Origin of the sequence: Novosphingobium barchaimii LL02, from assembly GCF_001046635.1 — a bacterium.
GTDB classification, from domain to species: domain Bacteria; phylum Pseudomonadota; class Alphaproteobacteria; order Sphingomonadales; family Sphingomonadaceae; genus Novosphingobium; species Novosphingobium barchaimii.
In genome coordinates, this window is sequence record NZ_KQ130453.1 from 500,543 (window position 1) to 519,914 (window position 19,372).

General features: G+C 64.3%; 18 protein-coding genes. 9 read left to right on the top strand and 9 right to left on the bottom strand.

All coding sequences use genetic code 11. The features are described from left to right. Window positions 1–8 precede the first annotated feature (8 nt). Together V474_RS08940 and V474_RS08945 are read right to left on the bottom strand one after the other, a co-directional pair. The gene (locus V474_RS08940) at window positions 9–992 is read right to left on the bottom strand and encodes an SPFH domain-containing protein (RefSeq protein ID WP_059151158.1); all 984 of its coding nucleotides are present in this window, start codon (window positions 990–992) and stop codon (window positions 9–11) included. Window positions 993–1,010: 18 nt separating this feature from the next. Beyond that, window positions 1,011–1,736 carry an NUDIX hydrolase gene (locus V474_RS08945; protein ID WP_059151159.1) on the bottom strand — a complete coding sequence of 242 codons (726 nt, stop codon included), beginning with the start codon at window positions 1,734–1,736 and terminating at the stop codon, window positions 1,011–1,013. Window positions 1,737–1,819: 83 nt separating this feature from the next. Between V474_RS08945 and V474_RS08950 the strand changes: the two genes are divergently transcribed. Next, window positions 1,820–2,416, top strand: a complete 597-nt coding sequence (locus tag V474_RS08950) for a cysteine hydrolase family protein (RefSeq protein ID WP_059151160.1) — start codon at window positions 1,820–1,822, stop codon at window positions 2,414–2,416. Window positions 2,417–2,486: 70 nt separating this feature from the next. Here V474_RS08950 and V474_RS08955 read toward each other — a convergent pair whose 3' ends face one another. The 4 genes from V474_RS08955 to V474_RS08970 all read right to left on the bottom strand — a co-directional run bounded on the left by V474_RS08955 (window position 2,487) and on the right by V474_RS08970 (window position 7,425). Further along, the gene (locus tag V474_RS08955; protein WP_059151161.1) at window positions 2,487–3,332 is read right to left on the bottom strand and encodes a ferredoxin--NADP reductase; all 846 of its coding nucleotides are present in this window, start codon (window positions 3,330–3,332) and stop codon (window positions 2,487–2,489) included. A 5-nt stretch (window positions 3,333–3,337) separates the two neighbouring features. Then, the gene (locus V474_RS08960) at window positions 3,338–3,781 is read right to left on the bottom strand and encodes a hypothetical protein (protein WP_059151162.1); all 444 of its coding nucleotides are present in this window, start codon (window positions 3,779–3,781) and stop codon (window positions 3,338–3,340) included. 18 nt (window positions 3,782–3,799) lie between these two features. Then, the gene (locus tag V474_RS08965; RefSeq protein ID WP_059151481.1) at window positions 3,800–4,774 is read right to left on the bottom strand and encodes a DUF6607 family protein; all 975 of its coding nucleotides are present in this window, start codon (window positions 4,772–4,774) and stop codon (window positions 3,800–3,802) included. 329 nt (window positions 4,775–5,103) lie between these two features. After that, window positions 5,104–7,425 (bottom strand): TonB-dependent receptor, encoded by a 2,322-nt coding sequence (locus V474_RS08970; protein ID WP_059151163.1) that lies wholly within the window; start codon window positions 7,423–7,425, stop codon window positions 5,104–5,106. A gap of 190 nt (window positions 7,426–7,615) precedes the next feature. Between V474_RS08970 and V474_RS08975 the strand changes: the two genes are divergently transcribed. The 8 genes from V474_RS08975 (at window position 7,616) to V474_RS09010 (ending at window position 16,419) form a co-directional block, all read left to right on the top strand. Further along, window positions 7,616–8,356, top strand: coding sequence for a DUF2334 domain-containing protein (locus tag V474_RS08975; RefSeq protein WP_059151482.1), 741 nt, complete (start codon window positions 7,616–7,618; stop codon window positions 8,354–8,356). Between the two features lie 171 nt (window positions 8,357–8,527). Continuing rightward, a complete protein-coding gene (locus V474_RS08980) occupies window positions 8,528–9,730 on the top strand; it encodes a glycosyltransferase (protein ID WP_059151164.1) in 1,203 nt (400 codons plus the stop codon). Between the two features lie 20 nt (window positions 9,731–9,750). Further along, complete coding sequence (locus V474_RS08985) at window positions 9,751–10,683, top strand: hypothetical protein (RefSeq protein WP_148649333.1); 933 nt, start codon at window positions 9,751–9,753, stop codon at window positions 10,681–10,683. After that, window positions 10,680–11,204 (top strand): DUF2141 domain-containing protein, encoded by a 525-nt coding sequence (locus V474_RS08990; RefSeq protein WP_059151166.1) that lies wholly within the window; start codon window positions 10,680–10,682, stop codon window positions 11,202–11,204. Before V474_RS08985 ends, V474_RS08990 begins: the two co-directional genes overlap by 4 nt. Before the next feature lie 7 nt (window positions 11,205–11,211). Next, entirely contained in the window at window positions 11,212–12,363 is a 1,152-nt protein-coding gene (locus V474_RS08995) for a glycosyltransferase (protein WP_059151167.1), read from the top strand. Between the two features lie 444 nt (window positions 12,364–12,807). After that, the gene (locus tag V474_RS09000) at window positions 12,808–14,439 is read left to right on the top strand and encodes a Na+/H+ antiporter (protein WP_059151168.1); all 1,632 of its coding nucleotides are present in this window, start codon (window positions 12,808–12,810) and stop codon (window positions 14,437–14,439) included. A 76-nt stretch (window positions 14,440–14,515) separates the two neighbouring features. After that, entirely contained in the window at window positions 14,516–15,058 is a 543-nt protein-coding gene (locus tag V474_RS09005; protein ID WP_059151169.1) for an RrF2 family transcriptional regulator, read from the top strand. A 149-nt stretch (window positions 15,059–15,207) separates the two neighbouring features. Then, on the top strand, window positions 15,208–16,419 hold the full coding sequence (locus V474_RS09010; RefSeq protein WP_059151170.1) for an NAD(P)/FAD-dependent oxidoreductase: 1,212 nt from the start codon (window positions 15,208–15,210) through the stop codon (window positions 16,417–16,419). A gap of 65 nt (window positions 16,420–16,484) precedes the next feature. On the opposite strand, the gene V474_RS09015 is transcribed toward V474_RS09010, so the two are convergent. From V474_RS09015 to V474_RS09025, 3 genes are read right to left on the bottom strand one after another with little or no spacing between them, the layout of a single operon-like run. Continuing rightward, entirely contained in the window at window positions 16,485–17,471 is a 987-nt protein-coding gene (locus V474_RS09015) for an aldo/keto reductase (protein ID WP_059151171.1), read from the bottom strand. Continuing rightward, a complete protein-coding gene (locus V474_RS09020; RefSeq protein WP_059151172.1) occupies window positions 17,471–18,427 on the bottom strand; it encodes a Gfo/Idh/MocA family oxidoreductase in 957 nt (318 codons plus the stop codon). Before V474_RS09020 ends, V474_RS09015 begins: the two co-directional genes overlap by 1 nt. A 35-nt stretch (window positions 18,428–18,462) precedes the next feature. Beyond that, window positions 18,463–19,371, bottom strand: coding sequence for a class III extradiol dioxygenase subunit beta (locus V474_RS09025; RefSeq protein ID WP_059151173.1), 909 nt, complete (start codon window positions 19,369–19,371; stop codon window positions 18,463–18,465). Between the last annotated feature and the right edge of the window lies 1 nt (window position 19,372).

Here is a 19,372-nt window from a genome sequence, read left to right on the forward strand (position 1 = left end):
GGCGTCCTTCAGCGTGCCTCGATCGCGGCGGGTGCCTTGCGGAACTCGCCCAAGACGGTGGCCAGAAGATCGGGGGTGATGTTGACGTGCTCGATCGTCTCCAGCTTGCCCGCCAGCTGCTGCGCGGCAAGGCCAAGCAGGATCGCGGGCGGCAGGTCGCGGTAGACGGCGATGCGCTGCTTCTCGGCGTCGGCGCGCGCGCCTTCCACCGTGCGGATGCGGTTTGCTTCCGCTGCCGCCTCTACCTCGCTGGCTTCGGCGACACCGGCGGCGCGGTTGCGGGCGTTGCTTGCTTCCTCAGCGATCAGCAGCTTTTCCTGCCGGGCGAGTTCGGTGCGGGTGACCAGTTCGTTCTCGGCAATGGCGCGCTCCTTTTCCACCGCAAGGGCGCGGCGTTCGAAGGTGGCTTCGTCGGCCTTCTGCTGGAGCGCCTCGAAGGTGGGGGGCTGCAAGGCGCGTTCCAGCTCGCTGCTGGGCGCCAGGTTGGTCAGCCGCACAGCGACCGCCGCGACCCCGATTTCCGCCAATGCGGCATCGCGCGCCAAGGCCGCCGCGACTTGCAGGCGCAGGGGTTCCGGTCCGGCATCGAGCAGGGCGCGCACCGGCATCTGCGCCAGATATTGCAACACGGCCTGGTTGGCGATGCCGGTGATGCGCGCCTCGATCTTGTCAACTGGCTCACCTTGCGGACGGCCTGTGCTGAGCGCGATGCTGAAATCGATCCGCTCCGCCAGCCGTTCGGGGTCAGTGACGTGCCAGCCGATGGTGCCCTGGATCGAGACCGTCTGGAAATCCTGGCTGCGGCCTTTGACGAACAGCGTCATGTCGCGGTCGTCCATGGGAATTTCGGCGATGCTGGCGGTTTCCGGGCGGAACCAGAAGACAAGCCCGCGCCCGCTCTGCCGGGGACGACCGCCGCGGTAGCGGATGACGTGGTTGCTGGCTTCGCTCCTGAGCTGGGCGAGAAAGCCGAAGTTGTGGATCGTGGCCATGATGTCCTCCTTTTGGGGTCAGAGCGGTCTTTGGAAACGAAAGAGTTCGGCAGGGCGGTAGGAAGTGCCTTCTTCCCGCGTGCCGGTCGCGGCGAGCCAGCCCCGGTCCTGCATCCGCCGCCGGAAAGCGGGCTTGTTGAGCGCGGTGCCCAGGATTGCCTCGTGCACGTCCTGAAGCTGGCGCAGGGTGAACAGTTCGGGCAGCAGCGCGAAGCCTATCTCGGAATAGTCCAGCTTGCCGCGCAGCCGCTGCACGGCAAGGGCAAGAATCGCGGCATGGTCGAACGCCAGATCGATCGGCGTGCCGCCGGGCGTCGCTACGGTGATCGGACCACCTGCATCGCCGGCCCAGGGAACGTCTATGGCGGCGGGCAGAAGCGCCGGATTCGCCGCCAGCGCTGCGGCAAAGTCCTGCTCGTTCAGCAAGGCCAGCCACGAGACGGTTATGACCCGCATTCGAGGATCGCGGTCCACCGCGCCGAATGTGTAGAGCTGTTCCAGGTGGGCTCTCTCAAGCCGGGCCTTTTCGTGAAGTGTCCGCTCGGCGGCGCTTTCCAGCGCCTCGTCGATCCCCACGAAGCTGCCCGGCAGCGCCCAGCGCTTCTTGAAGGGAGGATCGCGCCGTTCTTGAAGCAGCACCGCCGGGCGGCCTCCGCGCAGCCCCATGAGGACCAGATCGACAGTGACCGATGGCCTTTCATAGGCGGCGGGGTCATACCCTTCGAGGAATACCGATTCCGTCATCGAACAAGCCTTATGTGCAAGATGCGCTTTACTTATGTTTGATTCGGATATATGTCAAGCGGCACGCAATTGAGGAGGTTTTAATGGCGCGCTTCGTGATCGTGGTGGATACACAGAAAGACTTCATGACGGCGCAGGGCGCACTCGGCGTTACCGGTGCGGAAGCGCTGGTGGAGCCTATGAACGCTTGGCTTGCGTCGCTCGATCCGCGCGATACGGCAGGTGTCCTGTTCACGTTCGACACGCATGAACCCGAAATCTACGCCGGCTCGATGGAGGCCGAGGCGTTTCCGATCCACTGCGTGCGTGGCAGCGAGGGCTGGGCGAACCTGCTGGATGCCGCCCTGATCGACCCTGCGATCCCGGTATGGCGGATCGAGAAGGGTGTGTTCGATATGTGGGCGGAGCCGGGGCTGGAAATCGAGGACGCGCGCGGTCTTCAGGCAGCGCCGATATCCCGCGAACCTTTCTTCGCAGACCTGAAGGCAAGCGACGTGGACGAGGTGACGGTGATCGGCGTCGCGGCCGACTACTGCGTGCGCTGGGCGATCGATGGCCTGATCGCACGCGGTTTCGCGGTTACCGTACCGGCGGCGTTGACGCGCGGGATCGAGCGGCAGATCGAAACGGTGGCGGCGCAGGACTTCGCCGGAGCCCGTTTACAGGTAACGGCGGCCTGACCCCTAAAACGCAGCGGGCCCCGGCGCGATGTCGCGCCGGGGCCCGTATTGCATTCAGCCGGCGGGATCGTCAGCCGACGAATGCGCGCTCGATCACGAAGTCGGCAGGCTTGTTGTTGGAGCCTTCCACGAAGCCGAGGCCCTCGAGCATCGCGGCGATGTCCTTGTTCATGGCCATCGAACCGCAGAGCATCACGCGGTCGCTTTCGGGAACGAGGCGCGCCTCGCCCTTGAGACCCTCGAACAGGCGGCCGTTGTCGATCAGTGTGTTGATGCGCCCGGTAGTGTGGAAGTCCTCACGCGTGACGGTGGGTACGTAGGTCAACTGGAGCAGCGCCTGGTCCTCGACCAGCGGGTCGCCGGCAAGCTGGCTTTCCAGCTCTTCGCGGAAAGCGAGGTCAGCGACGGTGCGCACGGAGTGGACCACGATCACCTGCTCGAACGCCTCATAGACGTCCGGGTCACGGATCAGCGAGAGGAACGGCGCGAGGCCGGTGCCCGAGCCGAACAGAAACAGGCGTTTGCCAGGCGAAAGCGCGTCGGTCACCAGCGTGCCGACCGGCTTGCGGCCAAGATAGATGTGGTCGCCCGGCTGGATCTTCTGCAGCTTGGAAGTCAGCGGGCCGTCCTCAACCTTGATCGAGAGGAACTCGATTTCCTCTGCCCAAGAGGGGCTGGCGATCGAATACGCACGCAGCAACGGCTTGCCGTTGTCGCCCTGAAGGCCGATCATGATGAACTCGCCCGAGCGGAAGCGGAACGAGGCAGGCCGCGTGATCTTGAAGCTGAAGAGGTGGTCGTTCCAGTGATGGACCGAAAGAACCTCTTCCACGGTCAGGGCGGCAGTAGGCTCAAGGACAATCGGCTCCAGCGTGGTGGAAGCCAGGGTAGCCGCCTCGGCCTTGTGATCGCTCATCAACTTCAGTCCTCGATATTCTGCGGGTTAATCAGGGATATGCCGAAGCCGGCGATGGTCATCGCGGCACTGGCACGGGACATTGCCTGCGCGACCGCGGCCACCGTGTCCGCCGGCACGACGAGCGACAGAGTCGCACGCACGTTCTCGCGGCGCCCTATACCGACATCGCGCCAAAGCGCAAGCAGCATGGCCTCATGCTCGGCAATCCGGCAGCACCCCATCGGTGCCAGCATGACACGTTCGCCGGCCCGGTGGCTGAGCAGCGACATGGCGATATGAAAGTCAGGCAGGACGGCTTGGGCGTTAAATCCGGCGAAAGCACGGCACAGCGAGTGCGCGGGGCAGTTGCCCGTGGCAGCACAATGGACCCAGCCGCGCATGGCCCAGAGCAGGAAGCGCCCGTCGTTGTCGAGTTCGGTGACGGGGCGGTCGATGAAGTCGTACATGGGGCGGTGCTCCTGAACCTAGATCTTGCGGGTGTTGGCGGCGATCAGCTTGCGGGCTTCGGCCGCTGCCTCGGCGGTCTTGATCCTGCCTGCCTGGATCTCGTCCGCGAGTTCCATCAGGCGCCCGCTGATGACGGTGCCGGTATCGGCCTTTTCGTCCACGGCGATGCCGCCTTTCGCCTCTGCCACGCAGGCCCATTCGGCGCGAACCTGGGCCCAGTAGTCCTTGGTCGCAACCCAATAGTCGTCGGCAGCCTTGACGTCGTAGCCGTCGAAGCGGGTGTAGGTGTTGAGCAGATATTCCTGAACGATGGGGACGAGTTTGCCGTCCTTGAGGCCCATCTTGGTGTTGTCCTGCCAGTGAATCCATCCGTCTGGCGTATTCTGGTGCCGGTTGATGGAAAGGTAGCGGTCGTAGACCGGATTGCGCACGGCATCGCGGCGGGCAAGCGGGCGCCAGGTCCAGTTGGACCGCCAGCGGCGCACCCCGCCTTGCGTTTCGAATTGGCCCCAGCCGCCGTAACGCGGGGAATCGTCGACCTGGAAAACCGTCTGCGACCAGCGTCCGGTACGGAATTTCTCGGGGACGTCCACCCACTTCCAGGTATTGCGGTCGGCATAGACGAGGACGCGCGTGGGCTCGTATTCCCAGTCCTGGCGCCAGTGCTTGATGACCATGGTCCGGCCTTCATGTTCGGCCACCAGCATGTGCTGGAGTACGATCTTGCGCCCGGTATCCTCGATCACGCGGACCACTTCGTCTCCGCCGGAAATCTTGCGTTCCAGCGGAGTGTAACCGGCGACCCAAGGCGTCGATTCCTGCATGTCGAAGCGCACCTTGAAGGTGCCTGCCATGGCCAGGATGTCGACGTGGTCCTGCTCGAAACCGGCGGCGGCCTTGTCGGCGCTGACCGGCGGATGGGCCACGGCCGGGCCTGAGCCCAGTGCGATCGAAAACAGGCCGGTTGCAAGAAGAGTCTTGATGCGGTTCATCGGCATGTATGTTCCTGTGGTGCCAGTCGCACCGGACGTTCGGAGCGATGGACTGGAGATCCCAGCTGCTGGGGTGCCCGCCGCGCCGCGACCCCGGAGACGGACAATATCGGCAACATTAGCGGCAAAAAGAATCGCAGTACCCATCAACGTCGTAATCGCTATTGCGATGCAATCGCATATTCTTTCTCTCTGCCCATCGGGGTGCGGGCAGTCAAGTCTTGTCGGAGGGGAATAGGGTCGGCCGGCGCGTCAGCGCACCTGAAAAAGCTGCGGGCCGGTGCATCGCTGCACCGACCCGCCTTGTGTACCGTAGGATCAGGCCCCGATCAGAAGTCAGCAGTTGCGCTGAAGATCATCGTACGCGGGGTGCCGATCCAGGCGTAGTTGCCCGAGATACCACCAAGGTAGCTCTCGTCGGTGAGGTTGGTGATGTTGAGCGAGAACTCCAGCGCCTTGAAACGGTCGCTCAGCGCCTGCCCCTTCACCGCTACCGAGAGGTCGGTGAGGAAATTATTCTTGGCCGTCCAGCTGTTGTCCGCGTTGACGAAGCGGTTGCCGGTGTACTTGCCGGTCAGGCCCAGCTTGACCGGTCCATAGGTATAGGTGCCCGAGAGCACCCACATGTCCTTTGGAATGCCTGCAACGCGGTTGCCGGCCGTTACGCCCTGTTCGGCATCAAGTTCGGTGCTGCCCGTGCCGCGATAGGTGGCGTCGATGTGGGTGTAGGCGCCGTAGAGGCTGACGCCTGCCACCGGCCGCACGTTGGCGAGCAGTTCGAAGCCTTCGGAATCGATGCCACCGGCATTGAAGAACCGGCCGTCGCCTTCGCTCAGATAATCCGGGCCGGCCGAGGTCGAGGACGGCACGAAGATCACCTGGTTGGAGAACTTGCTCTTGAACCAGGTGGCCGAGGCGTTGAAGATCGGGCTGGCGTAACGCACGCCCGCTTCCCAGTTCTCGGCGGTTTCGGGCTCGATGTTCTCGATGGCGTTGGCGCTGTATTCGAGCAGGGTATCGCTCAGCGCCTTGAAATTCTCGGAATAGCCGCCGAATACGTCGAGGCCGTCGACCGGTTCGACCTTGACGCCGCCGGACCACAGCACCTTCGACTTCGACTTGGTCTTCAGGTTCGGGGTTTCTCCGAACAGGTCCTCGCGGTCGATGTGGTTGATGAACTGCTTGGCGCCGACATTGGCGGTGACCGGGCCGACCTGGACCTGCTCCTCCACGTACCACTTGAAGGTGGTCTGCGGATACTTGCGGTCGTACTGGGTCCAGTACGGCGCTGCGTCATAGGCAGGGCCGACCCGGGTGTCGGTGACGTGGTGCCAGTCGCGCCATTCGCGGCGGTTGGTGTCTTCGTACCAAAGACCGCCGCGCAAGGTGTTCTCGACCATGCCGAACTGCGCGTTCCATGCCGCGTCGGCGGTGCCGCCGAGGCGGTCCTTGCGGTAATGGGTGTGGCGGTACGACTGCTGCCACAGGAAGCTGGCGGCCGTGGTGGGATCGACCGCCGCGCCGGAGGCATTGGTGGCATAATAGACCGGCGTGCCGGAGCCTGCGGGCAGGCCGGCCCACCATGCGGGTGTACCCTTGACCGAACCGCCCGAGATTTCGCTCTGTGGGCCGGTGCCATCCTGGATCACGTCGACGATGTAGGGCGGGGCCCAGTCACCGCGGCCGGCCATGTCATGGTAGTAGACCGAGGCCTTGAGATCGACCGCATCGGCGATCGTGGTCTCGCCCTTGAGGTAGGCGAAGAAGTTCTTGCGCTTGGTGTTCCAGACCTGGCGATACTGCTGGTCGGCCGCAGGCACGCCGGTCCACACGCCGACGAGGCCGTCGGAATTGGGATTGGCGGCGAACTGCGCCTCCGAGTACATCTGGTCGTAGTTGCTTTCGAACGCCTCGTCATAGCTGACATAGCCGGTCAGCTTGACGGGCGTGTCGACGATGAACTTGCCCGCGAAGTTGTCGCGGCGGTTGTTCGCCGAGCCTTCCATCCAGTCGGTGGCTTGCTGGTGCGAATAGGAAATCCAAGCCTTGGCGACGCCGCCGATCAGACCGGTGTCGACGCGGCCGTAATAGCGGCTTGCGTCAAAGTCGCCGACCGAGCCGGATAGGCGCACGTTGAATTCGTCTTTCGGGTCCGAGGTGACGAAATTGATCGTGCCGCCAAGCGCTTCGTTCGAGCGCGAGGCGATGTCGGCGGTACCCTGGAAAACCTCCACCGTGCCGATGTTCATGGTGTCGACGAAGCGGCCGGCCTTGGAGCCGCCGCCGTAGCCCGAGCCGCCGTTGGGCAGTCCGTCGATGGTCAGACCGACCTGCTGCGTATCGAGGTTGGTCTGGTAGCCGCGGATCGAATAGGTGGTCGACCAGTCGTCGAAGCCGAAGGCGTCGCCCTCGTTGACCTGCACGCCGGGCAGGGTGCCGATGAGGTCGATCGCGGAGGCGACCGGCGACTTGTCGTCCAGCAGGTTCTCGTCGAGGGCGGCGTTGTTGTAGGTTGTGCGCTGGCCGGTGACGACGATGGCGTCGGCTTCGTCGGCAGCATCCGCCTCGTCGGCGAAGGCGGGCGTGGCGGCGGCGATCGCGGCGAAGCTGACGCCCAGAATGCAGAAATTACGGATCGATGTGGTGCGCATGGCTGAAAACCCCCTGTGCCAGTTCTTGTGCGACGCAGCATCTGGGCGTGTTTTCTGACGTGGTGCAGACAGTTTCAGGACAGTTCAGGGTCGCTATCTTGACCGTCTTTCGACCTTTCGATGACAGGCGGCGTCTTCACACTGTAACTGGCTGAGCGCATTGGACGCCGCGATCAGCTGCGGGGTAGCCATGACCGAAACCAAGCGCCTTCTTGCCTCGATCCATGATGTCGGCCCCGGTTTCGAGCGCGAGGTGGAACAGCTTGCCGCGCTGCTCGAACGACGGCTGGGCGGCCCGCGCTTCGCGATGCTGGTGGTTCCCGATCACTGGGGGCGTCACCCGCTGGACAGCGCTCCGGCTTTCAAGGCGCGGCTGCGGGCCTGGTCGGATGCGGGAGTGGAGATGTTCGTGCATGGCTGGTTCCACCGCGATTACGCCGAGCATCGCGGCCTCGCCCGCATCAAGGCACGCCACATGACGGCATCGGAGGGGGAGTTCCTGGGGCTGGAGGAAGCCGAGGCTCTGCGCCGCATGTACAAGGGCAGGGCGCTTGTCGAAGACGCGACGGGCCGCGCGGCGGCGGGATTCATTGCCCCGGCGTGGCTCTATGGTCCCGGAGCGCGCGCGGCGCTGCGTCGATCCGGGCTGGCTTTGGCGGAGGACCACTGGCGGGTCTGGGACGCGGCCAGCGACAAAGTACTGGCGCGCGGCCCGGTGATTACCTGGGCCAGTCGCAGCGCGGCACGCACGGTTTCTTCCATCGCCTTTGCCGGGCTGGCGCGGCAGGTTCTGCCGGTCCTGCCGACGGTGCGGATCGCGGTGCATCCTGGCGATGTCACCAAACCCGAGCTGATCGCCAGCATCGATACCACGCTGGCGCGTTTCGCGCGTAGCCACGAACCTTCCCGCTATGCGCAGATTCATGTCTGACACTTCCCATTACGGTTCGAAGGCGTTGGCGTGTCGGTGAGGCGACCGGCCGTATCGCCGTCACAAACCCGAAATCATCGTTCCATAGAGGGCCGCTGGTAACGAACTCATTTCCCTCCCGTCCTGCGCGGGCCGGAGCGGATAAGGACGGCGGGGCGGCGTCTGACGGACATGCACGAAGCGCTTGGACAAGGACCACTAAGGATCGCGATTCCGATCCACAGCCTGGAGCCGGGCGGCGTGGAGCGTGTCGCGCTGGGGCTGGCCACGCAGTGGCGCAGTGCGGGGCATCAGGTGACGGTTGTGCTTGGCCGTTCGGGTGGCTCGGGCCTGTGCAGCGCGCCGGCGCTTGATTACTGGAGTGTGCCCACACGGCTCGCGACGGCGTCCTGGGAAACGCCGTGGATGATCCACAGCCTCTACAGCTTCCTGGTCGAGCGCCGGGTCGATCTTCTGTTCTGCCCTGGCAATACTTACGCTGTTGTCGCCGCTGCGATGAAACTGCTGCTTGGTGGTCATGCGCCGCCGATGATGCTCAAGGTCAGCAACGCCCTGCACCGGCCCGACATGCCGCAGCCCATCCGCAGCGGCTATGGCACCTGGCTGCGGATGCAAGGCAGAGTGTTCGATTCTCTGGTCGCCTTATCCGAGCCGATGCGCCGGGAAATTCGCGAATGTATGCTGGCGGACGCGCAGCAGGTCAGCGTCATTGCCAATCCCGTGCTCACCCGGCAGCGGCTGCGCCACCTGGGCCGGATCGAGCGGCGCCCGCCTTCTGCCTGGGGTATGCGCTACCTCGCCGCCGGGCGGCTGGTGGCACAGAAGAACTATCCGCTGCTGTTGCGGGCCTTCGCAGGTGCGGCGCGGGCGGACGATCAACTGACCATCGCCGGCGAAGGGCCAGAGCGCGCCCGGCTCGAAGCGCTGGTGGACGCGCTGGGCATCGCTAGGCAGGTGCATTTCGCCGGCCACGTTGGCAGCATCGATGCGCTGCTGGAAAAGTCCGACGCGATGGTCCTCAGTTCGGATTACGAGGGCCTTCCAGGCGTCGTCGTCGAGGCGCTGGCGGCTGGGCTGCCTGTACTGGCGACCGACTGCTGCGTCAGCATGACCAGCCTTGTCGAGCATGAACGGACCGGATTGATCGTTCCCACCGGCAGCATCGAGACTTTTGCGCAAGGGCTGGTACAACTTCGCCAGATGCGCGGCGATCCCCAGCGCGCCCGCTCAGTGGCCTCGATCTACGAAGTCGAAGGCGCGGCGCATCGTTACATTGAACTCATGCAGGATGTTGCCCGGCGGTGCGATCACGATCGCAGGCGCGGCCTTGCCCGCAGTGCGCTGGCGCCGTGCCGGTCGCTGCGGCGCTCATAGCAGTTCGGATCATCCAGGAGATGTCCTTGTCCCAAACCGTTGCAGCAGGCAGTCTCGATCTGCCCGCAATCCAGCTAACGCCGCAGGACCGCCCGTCAAACCGGGGGCGAAACGCGGTGTTTTCGATTCTGCTCTCGCTCGCGGTAATCGCCGCTGTGGTGCATGAGACGAGCAGCATCGAACTGCGCAGATTGCCGGCGATGATCCCTTCATCGCCGGCGTTCTGGCTGGTCTTTGCGGCATCCTACCTCATCACCCCTGCCAGTGAATGGCTGATCTTCCGCCGTCTCTGGGGCATTCCGGCGACGGGCTTCCTCGCACTGATACGTAAGAAGGTTTATAACGAGCTTTTGCTTGGCTACCTCGGAGAGGCCTATTTCTACACCTGGGCTCGCCGCCGGGTGACCCTGGCTGCTGCGCCTTTCGGGGCGGTCAAGGACGTCGCTATTATTTCCGCTATGACCGGCAACGCGGTTACCGTGGTGCTGATGGCGCTGGTCTTGCCATTGCTGGGAACCCATGCACTGGGCATCGATGCGCGGGTGTTGATGCTATCGCTGGGCGTGATCCTCGTGATCTCGATCGCGGCGATGGCATTTCGCCGCAGGGTGTTCAGCCTGCCCAAGCCCGAACTGTGGATGATCGGGCGCATGCACCTCGCCCGCATTGTCCTGTCGACCCTGCTGTCGGCGGTCCTGTGGCATCTTGTCCTGCCCGGCGTCGCACTGTCATGGTGGTTCTACCTAGCGACGCTGCGCCTGCTCGTTTCGCGCCTGCCGCTCATCCCGAACAAGGACCTGCTGTTTGCCGGCATCACTGTAGTGGTGCTGGGCGAGGAGCGGGATATCGGCACGCTGATGGCGCTGATGGCGGGCCTGATCCTGGCCGCGCACCTCGTATTGGGTGCGCTGGTGGCCCTGCACGATCTCGTCAACCTGGAGAGGCGTCCATGATTTCCGTCGTATCCCTTGGTGTCGCATTGCCGTTGGCCGCTGCTGCGGCCGTGGCTTCCACGCCTGATCTCGGCAAGGCCGAAGCCCGCTGCCGTCCCGGCGAGAGCGGGGCCGCCTTCACGGTCGAGGTCGAAGGCCTCAAGGACCGCACCGGCAACCTCAAACTTGAGGTGTACCCGGCAAACGACCGCGATTTCCTCGCCGATGACAACAAGCTGGTGGGTGCCGGCAAGACCTTCCGCCGCGTGGAAATTCCGGTTCCGGCGAGCGGCCCGGTCCGCCTTTGTGTGCGAGTGCCCCGCCCTGGCACATATGCGGTAAGCCTGCTCCACGACCGCGACCAGGATCGCAAGTTCAACTGGAAGGTCGACGGCATCGGTTTCGCCGGAAACCCACGGCTGTTCCTTGGCAAGCCGCGGGCTGCCAGTGCCAGCGCCAATGCGGGCGGCGCGCCGACCCGGCTTTCGATCGTGCTCAACTACCGCAGGGGCCTCGGCGTTGCCCCGCTGGCAGCAAGGTGACCGGGCAATGAGGATCGTCGACGTCTGCGCCTTTTACACCCCGCATGGCGGCGGTGTGCGCACTTATGTGGAACAGAAGCTGCGCATCGGGCCACAACTGGGGCACGAGATCGTCATCCTCGCCCCCGGCGACGAGGATGGCGTGGTCGAACGCGGACCTAACGCCCGTATCGTCACCCTGAAAAGCCCGCGTTTCCCGCTGGACCGCAAGTACGGCTACTTCGCTTCGGCCGAGCAGTTGCACGGGGCCCTCGATGCACTGGCGCCCGATTTCGTGGAAGCGACCTCGCCCTGGCGCAGTGCGGGGCTTGTCGCCGATTGGGCAGGCGCTGCGCCGCGTAGTCTGGTGATGCATGCGGACCCGCTTTCCGCCTTTGCCTACCGCTGGTTCGGCCAAGTCTTCTCACGCCGGACGATCGACTGGCAGTTCTCGGTCTACTGGGAGCATCTGCGCCGCCACTCTCGCCGCTTCGATCATGTCGTATGCGCCAACAGCGACCTTTCCCGCCGATTGGCCGAAGGCGGTGTGCCGCGCACGGTGACGTTGCCGATGGGGGTGGAGCCGGGCCGCTTCTCCCCACTTAACCGCGATCCTGCGTTGCGCGCGCGGTTGCTGGCCGCCTGCGATCTGCCGGAAAGTGCCAGCCTGCTGCTGGGCTGCGGGCGGCTTTCCCCCGAGAAGCGCTGGCCGATGGTGATCGACGCGGTCAACGCCGCCGGCCAGCAGTCGCCTATCGGCCTCGTCATGTTCGGTGAGGGGCGCGAGCGGCGCACCATCCTCAAGCACATCGCCGGCAATCCGCACGTTCGCCTGTTCGAACCCGAGCGCGACCGCGAAACGTTCGCGCGCATTCTCGCCAGTCCCGATGGATTGATCCATGGGTGCGAGGCGGAAACCTATTGCATGGCTGCTGCCGAAGCGCGCGCGAGCGGCACGCCGGTCATCGTTCCCGATGGCGGCGGCGCGGCCGATCACGCGGGCGACGGCGCAGGCATGACTTACGCTGCCTGCGACCCGGCGGCAGCGGCGCGTGCCATCGCCACCGTCTTGCGCAGCCCGCGGCGGCAGCCGCAGGAGGCACGCACGATCACCCAGCATTTCGCCGAACTTTTCGCGCTTTACGAAGATACTAGGGCGCGTGTGCGCATGGCGGCCTGACGGGTAGACCGGGTGCCCAAAAAGGGGCACTCGATCCGGTGACGCCAGTGTTCAGACCGAGCAGGGCGCGCTAATCTGGAACAAGCGGGGCGCGTTGCAGGATACTTCTTGCAGCCGCAGATGGTCGCAAGGCGAGGCACGATCTGGAGGTGGCGACCATCAGCTTCGTTGGCGGCGATCCCTGTTCCAGGGTCTGTTCGGTGGTGTAGTTCCACCTGTTCTGGCCCGTCGGCGGTACACGCAAACACTGCACTCCGGTACGCGGGCTCTGCCAAATAGGTGCCTTGCCCCATCCCGGGCCGCGTCTCGGCGGCGTTCGGGCCTTCACGGCGGCTTTGCAATCGGCCGAAAATGGCCATTTATGCGGTTCAGGAGGGCATCTGGGGCTTGCGTCTTTTGCATCTAGTCCCCTAAGCTGGGTGCACCGCAACATGGAGTGAAGTTTTGGAGACAGTTTCTATCGTGCTATTCCTCTTGCTGGCGGTAGTCGTCAGCGGAGCCTTCGCCCGAATGCTGCCGTTCTCCATTCCCACTCCGCTGGTCCAGATCGTCCTTGGCGCGGCGATCGGTCTGTCTACATCGCACGGGGTCGAGCTTGATCCAGAGCTTTTCCTGTTCCTTTTCCTGCCGCCGCTGCTGTTTCTGGACGGTTGGCGCATTCCCAAGGACGAACTGCTCAAGGATGCCTCCACCGTCGTCGAACTGGCCCTTGGGTTGGTGTTGATGACGGTGGTGGGCATGGGCTTTTTTATCCACTGGATGATCCCGGCAATGCCGCTGGCCGTGGCCTTCGCCCTTGCCGCGGTCGTTTCGCCGACGGACCCGATTGCAGTTTCCGCCATCGCCGCGCGAGTGCCGATCCCCAAGCGCATGATGCACATCCTCGAAGGCGAATCGCTTCTCAACGATGCTTCGGGCCTGGTCTGTCTGCGCTTTGCCGTCGCGGCGGCGTTGACGGGCACGTTCTCGGCCGGGGAAGCGGCGCTGAGCTTCGCCTGGGTCGCGCTTGGCGGACTGGCGACCGGCGTCATCGTCACTATCGCCGCTACGCGCGCCAAGGCCTGGGTGACCAAGCGTTGGGGTGAGGATACCGGCTCGCAGATCCTCGTCAGCCTGCTGATCCCCTTTGGCTCCTACCTTCTCGCCGAACACATGCACGCCTCCGGCATCCTTGCTGCGGTGAGCGCTGGCGTGACGATGACTTTCGCGGAAATCTCGCGTCAGGCCCTTGCTGTCACGCGGATGCGCCGCAATTCGGTGTGGGACATGGTCCAGTTCACCCTCAACGGCATCATCTTCGTGCTACTGGGTGAGCAGTTGCCGAGCATTCTTGCCGGCGCGAAGCAGACAGTCGCGCTGACCGGCCATGCCGCGCCTTGGTGGCTGGGCGTCTATGTTCTGGCGATCGTGGCGGGGCTTGCGGCGCTGCGCTTTATATGGGTCTGGGCTTCACTCAAGTTCACCATCCTGCGCAAAGCGAAGAAGGGCGATGGTTTCCAGAGCCCTGACTGGCGCTTGGTCGCGGCGACGTCCTTCGCGGGTGTGCGCGGCGCGATCACGCTGGCCGGTGTACTTACGCTGCCACTGGTGCTGAACGACGGGACCCCGTTCCCCGCGCGCGACCTGGCGATCTTCCTGGCGGCCGGTGTCATTGTCGTCTCGCTGGTACTGGCCAGTGTCGCCTTGCCGATGCTGTTGAAAGGCCTGACGATGCCCGCCGAACCGGCCAAGCAGGCTGAGGAGGACAATGCCCGCATCGCCACTGCCGAAGCCGCCATTCAGGCCATCGAACGTCACCAGCACGCTTTGGCGACAGACAAGGTGGACGCCGATATCTACGCCGAAGCAGGCGGGCAGGTGATGAACCTCTACCGCGAGCGGGTCGAGGGATTGAGCGGCAAGCAGTCCGACGAAAGCCGCGCCGGCGACCGGCTCTTGCGGGAATTCCGTCTCGTCGGCGTCAGGGCGGAGCGGGCCGCAGTGCTTAAACTCGTGCGGACCCGCCGTATCGGCAGCGAGACAGCCAAGAAGCTGACGCGGGAACTGGACCTTTCAGAAACGCGCTACCACGGCTGATGGAAAATTAACGAGGACCAATCTAGTCTGCGTTTAATTGTTGACGCTATAACGCGGATGGAGTAACTCCGCGTTCATGGCTCATATAACCACCAGCGTCGAATACGGCATCCACGGATTGCTCTGGCTTGTCGGAAATGACGGCAAGGCGCTGAGCAGCCGTGAGATCGCCGAGATTCAGGGCATCTCGCCCAGCTTCCTCGCAAAGATTTTCCCCAAGCTGGAAAAGGCCGGGATCGTCGCCGCCAGCGAGGGCGTGCGTGGCGGCTACCGGCTGGGGCGTCCGGCGGATGAGATCACGTTCCTCCAGATCGTCGATGCCATCGAAGGCGAGAAGCCGCTGTTCGACTGCCAGGAAGTGCGCGAACGCTGCGCGTTGTTCGCTGGCGAAGTGCCCGGCTGGGCGAGTTCGGGAATCTGTGCGATCCACGCGGTGATGAAACAGGCTGAAAAGGCAATGCGCGATGTGCTTGCCGCCCAGACGCTGGGCGAAGTTGCCAGCCGATTTAACCGCAAAGCGCCCGGCAGCTTCTTTGCCGATTTCAAAGAATGGGCCGGTGAGCGCCAGACCACGCGAACGGCCCGGACCGGTCGCCCGGCGCGTGACGGGCCTTCCTGATCCGCTTCGATATACCCTGAAAATCTGACTTTCTTTCCCGTCGTCCTCGCCGGACGCTGCCGGGAAAGCCCTGCTTCGTGCCTGCCCCATAAGGCATCGTGCCTTGCGGATCGAGACTTTGCGTCCGGTGAACCTGAAGGAGAACACAAATGAGCAAGCAGACCATTCTTGTCGCCGGTTCCGGTTTTGCCGGTGTCTGGGCCGCTCTTTCTGCCGCCCGTGCCATTTCGTTGGCAGGGCGTGAGGGCGACGTGGAGGTGGTGATCGTATCGCCCGAACCCCGCCTGGTGATCCGCCCGCGCCTGTATGAAGCCGTGCTGGAGAATATGGACCCGGATGTTTCCGAACTGCTGGCCGCCGTGGGCGTGCGCCATATCGGCGGCCTGATCCAGGACATCGGCGTGGAAGGGCGCGAGGCTACGATCGTGCACGGCGATGGCGCCGTGCAGTCGATCAAGTGGGACCGTTTCGTCCTTGCCACCGGCAGCCGCTTGGCGACCCCGCCGATCCCCGGCCTTGCTGACCATGCCTTCGACGTCGATCAGCTTGTTTCCGCGCAGCGTCTGGATGCTCACATCACGTCGCTGGGAGCACGGGCGGAAACGGCAGCGCGCAATACGGCGGTTGTTGTCGGCGGCGGGTTCACCGGCCTCGAAGGCGCTGCTGAAATGCCCGAACGCCTGCGCGCGGCACTGGGCAGCGACGCGCAGGTTCGCGTAGTCATCGTCGATCCCGCCCCGCAGATCGGCGCCGACATGGGCGATGAGGCGGGTGAGGCGGTCCGGGCCGCGCTGGTGGAAATGGATATCGAGCAGCGACCCGGCGTGCGCCTCACGGCGGTGGATGCGGACGGCGTCACCCTTTCTGACGGCTCGCGCATCGATGCCGCGACGGTGGTGTGGAGCGCGGGGCTGCGCGCCCATCCACTCGCCGCGCAAGTTCCCGGCGAGCATGACGCGGTGGGCCGTGTTGTCGGCGATGCCTTCCTGCGCGCTCCGGCTGCGGACGGTATTTTCGTCACCGGCGATACCGTCAAGGCGGCAACCGACGCTGTCGGCAACTTTACGGTGATGTCCTGCCAGCACGCGCTCAGCCTCGGGCGCGTGGCAGGGCACAATGCGGCTGCCGAACTCGTCGGGCTGAACCTTCATCCCTACAGTCAGCCCAAGTACGTCACCTGTCTGGACCTGGGCGCCTGGGGCGCGCTCTACACCGAGGGCTGGGACCGGCAGGTCCGCCTGACGCGTGAGGAGGGCAAGAAGGTGAAGCAGGAGATCAACGGCGTTTGGATCTACCCGCCCGCACCCGACCGCGATGCCGTGTTCGCGATGTCCAACCCGGACTTCGTAATCGTCCCGTGACGAAGTTTGTACCATGAATGGCGCGTGTTCCGGCTAGCAAGGGCAGCCGGAACACGCGCTTCGTTTCAGTAGTCTTCGGTGTCGATGCTGGCCTGTATGGCGTCGGGGTAGCGGCGGCCGCTGATGGTCTGCTCGCTGATTAGCGCGCCGGCCTCTTCCAGCACCGAAGCGGCGATGGTCAGCCCGGCAGCGGTATGGTTCTGGTCAAAGTGGGGGATGGTGCGGGTGCCGGGGATCGCGTGGATATGCTCTGCGCGCGACAGGGCCCATGCCAGCGCCAGCTGTGCGGGCGTGGTCTGCGCCTCGACGGCGAGCGCGTTGAACCGGGTGATCAGTTCGATGTTGCAGTTCCAGTTTTCCGGCTGGAAGCGGGGCATGCTGCGGCGGATGTCCTTTTCGGTGAGAGATGCGGCGTCATGTAGCTCGCCGCCCAGCGCCCCGCGTGCGAGAGGAGAGAAGGCTACAAGCGCGATGCCGAGTTCCCGCGTGGTTTCCAGCACGCCCAATTCGACATTGCGGGTCCACAGCGAGTATTCGGTCTGTACCGCCGCCATCGGGTGAACGGCGTGCGCTTCGCGGATATGGGCGCTCGACCATTCCGAAACGCCGTAGGAGCTGATCTTGCCCGCCTCGATCGCGCGGGCCATGGCGCCGACGGAATCGGCGATCGGCACCTTGGGGTCGAAACGATGCATGTAGAACAGGTCTACATGATCCGTGCCGAGCCGCTTGAGGCTGCCGTCGAGCGAGGCCGTGATCGATTCCGGACGGCAGTCGATGCCGCGGTTCGGGCCTTCGACGATGATGCCGGTTTTGGTGGCCAGCAGGAATTCCCCACGCCGTTCGATGATCGCTTCGCCAAGGATTTCCTCGCTCACCCCGGCGCCGTAGATGTTCGCGGTGTCGAAGTGATCGCAGCCGGCGTCCAGCGCGTGGCGGAACAGCGCGACCGCATCCTCGCGGGAAGGGGCAGAGCCGTAGGCCCACGCGACGTTCATGCACCCAAGGCCCACTGAATGGACCTGCCGGCCCGCGAGAATGCGTTGTGTCATCAGCTCCAGCCGTCCTGTTGTTCGAGACTGGCTGCGAGTTCGCCGATGACGCGGTAGCAGTCAAGCACCTTGGCCGCCGACGAGTTCGGCTCACGGCCCTCGCGGATGCCGGCGACGAACTCGCGGTCCTGCAGTTCGATGCCGTTGTTCGAGGCGGTGACGCCGGTAAGGTCGATCGGCTCTTCGTTGCCGTTCACCAGGTCGTCGTAGCGCGCGATGTACGTAGCGCTATCGCCGATGTAGCGGAAGAAGGTGCCCAGCGGCCCGTTGTTGTTGAAGGAAAGCGAAAGGGTGCAGATCGCGCCCGTCTCCGCCTTGAGCTGGACCGACATGTCCATGGCGATGCCCAGTTCCGGGTGCCTTGGCCCCTGCATCACGTTGGCCGTGACGATCTTGCCGCTTTGGTAGGCGAACAGGTCGATCGTATGCGCGGCGTGGTGCCAGAGCAAGTGGTCGGTCCACGAACGAGCCTCGCCCTTGGCATTGATGTTCTTGCGGCGGAAGAAATAGGTCTGCACGTCCATCTGCTGTAACGCGAATTCGCCCGCAGCGATCCTGTCATGCACATATTGGTGCGAAGGATTGAAGCGGCGGGTATGGCCGACCATGCACACTAGGCCGGTTTCCTTCGCCTTGGCGACCACCGCTTCGGCATCGGCCCAGCTGTCCGACAGCGGGATTTCGACCTGCACGTGCTTGCCCGCGTTCATGCAGGCGATGGCCTGCTCGGCGTGCATCTGTGTGGGAGTGCATAGGATCACGGCGTCCACATCGCGAAGGGCGAGGGCTTCGGCAAGGTCGGTGCCGGAGTGCGGCGCGCCGTATCGGACGGCAACTTCGGCGGCCTGCTCGGCCGACCGGCTGATGATGGAGGCGATCTCGACACCATCGATGTTCTTGAGGCCGTCGAGGTGCTTTTCACCGAAGGCACCGGCGCCCACCAGGGCAATACGCATGTGTTTCTCCTTGGAATTTCGTGAAGCGTTGGAAATCAGATCGCGGCCTGTGCGGCGGCATTGGTGCCTTCCAGCGTGGAACTGGGCGGGACCGTGCCGTCGACCGGCTCAAGCACGATGTGCCCGATCGCAGTGTTGGAGCAGGGGACGTGGTAATGCCGGTGGAGTGCCCTGGTCTCGTGCCCCAGCGCGCCGCGCATGATGAGCCACATGACCATCTCGATCCCTTCCGAGCCGGTTTCGCGCAAATATTCGATGTGCGGGATGGTTCGCAACTTCTGCGTGGTACCCACCATGCCGTCGAGGAACATGTTGTCCCACTCGGCATTGATGAGGCCGGCGCGCGGGCCCTGGAGCTGGTGGCTCATGCCGCCGGTGCCCCAGACCTGCACGTTGAGATCTTCGCCGTAGGACTGAACGGCGCGCGCGATCGCCTCGCCCAGCGCCCAGCAGCGGTTGCCGGAGGGCGGCGGATACGTGACCACGTTGACCGCCAGCGGGATTACCTTGACCGGCCAGGCATCCGGGGCATCGTACATCATCGTCAGCGGTACGGTGAGGCCGTGGTCGACGTCCATCTCGTTGATGATGGTCATGTCGAATTCGTCGAGGATAAGGCTTTGCGCGATATGCCAGGCGAGGTCGGGGTGGCCTTCCACGTCCGCTACCTCGCGCGGCCCCCAGCCTTCGTCGGCGGGCTTATAGCGTTCGCCGCAGCCGATCGCGAAAGTCGGGATGATCTTCATGTCAAAGGCGGATGCATGGTCGTTGTAGACCAGGATTATGACGTCGGGTTTGACTTCGGGCTTCGCGATCCATTCTCGCGTCCAGTCGTAGCCTTCGAAGATTGGTGTGAAATAGGCGTTGCGGTCCTTGCCCATGTCGGCGGCAACACCGAGCAGCGGCACATGGCTGGATGCGATGCCTGCGGTTATCCGGGCCATG

What these genes read in the sequence shown, in the direction of transcription:
- V474_RS08950 (WP_059151160.1), top strand. Translation starts at nt 1,820, where the DNA reads ATGGCGCGCTTCGTGATCGTGGTGGATACACAGAAAGACTTCATGACG.
- V474_RS09015 (WP_059151171.1), bottom strand. Translation starts at nt 17,471, where the DNA reads ATGACACAACGCATTCTCGCGGGCCGGCAGGTCCATTCAGTGGGCCTT.
- V474_RS08965 (WP_059151481.1), bottom strand. Translation starts at nt 4,774, where the DNA reads ATGAACCGCATCAAGACTCTTCTTGCAACCGGCCTGTTTTCGATCGCA.
- V474_RS08945 (WP_059151159.1), bottom strand. Translation starts at nt 1,736, where the DNA reads ATGACGGAATCGGTATTCCTCGAAGGGTATGACCCCGCCGCCTATGAA.
- V474_RS09005 (WP_059151169.1), top strand. Translation starts at nt 14,516, where the DNA reads ATGGCTCATATAACCACCAGCGTCGAATACGGCATCCACGGATTGCTC.
- V474_RS08970 (WP_059151163.1), bottom strand. Translation starts at nt 7,425, where the DNA reads ATGCGCACCACATCGATCCGTAATTTCTGCATTCTGGGCGTCAGCTTC.
- V474_RS08960 (WP_059151162.1), bottom strand. Translation starts at nt 3,781, where the DNA reads ATGTACGACTTCATCGACCGCCCCGTCACCGAACTCGACAACGACGGG.
- V474_RS08955 (WP_059151161.1), bottom strand. Translation starts at nt 3,332, where the DNA reads ATGAGCGATCACAAGGCCGAGGCGGCTACCCTGGCTTCCACCACGCTG.
- V474_RS08990 (WP_059151166.1), top strand. Translation starts at nt 10,680, where the DNA reads ATGATTTCCGTCGTATCCCTTGGTGTCGCATTGCCGTTGGCCGCTGCT.
- V474_RS08980 (WP_059151164.1), top strand. Translation starts at nt 8,528, where the DNA reads ATGCACGAAGCGCTTGGACAAGGACCACTAAGGATCGCGATTCCGATC.
- V474_RS09025 (WP_059151173.1), bottom strand. Translation starts at nt 19,371, where the DNA reads ATGGCCCGGATAACCGCAGGCATCGCATCCAGCCATGTGCCGCTGCTC.
- V474_RS08975 (WP_059151482.1), top strand. Translation starts at nt 7,616, where the DNA reads ATGACCGAAACCAAGCGCCTTCTTGCCTCGATCCATGATGTCGGCCCC.
- V474_RS08985 (WP_148649333.1), top strand. Translation starts at nt 9,751, where the DNA reads ATGTCCTTGTCCCAAACCGTTGCAGCAGGCAGTCTCGATCTGCCCGCA.
- V474_RS08995 (WP_059151167.1), top strand. Translation starts at nt 11,212, where the DNA reads ATGAGGATCGTCGACGTCTGCGCCTTTTACACCCCGCATGGCGGCGGT.
- V474_RS08940 (WP_059151158.1), bottom strand. Translation starts at nt 992, where the DNA reads ATGGCCACGATCCACAACTTCGGCTTTCTCGCCCAGCTCAGGAGCGAA.
- V474_RS09010 (WP_059151170.1), top strand. Translation starts at nt 15,208, where the DNA reads ATGAGCAAGCAGACCATTCTTGTCGCCGGTTCCGGTTTTGCCGGTGTC.
- V474_RS09020 (WP_059151172.1), bottom strand. Translation starts at nt 18,427, where the DNA reads ATGCGTATTGCCCTGGTGGGCGCCGGTGCCTTCGGTGAAAAGCACCTC.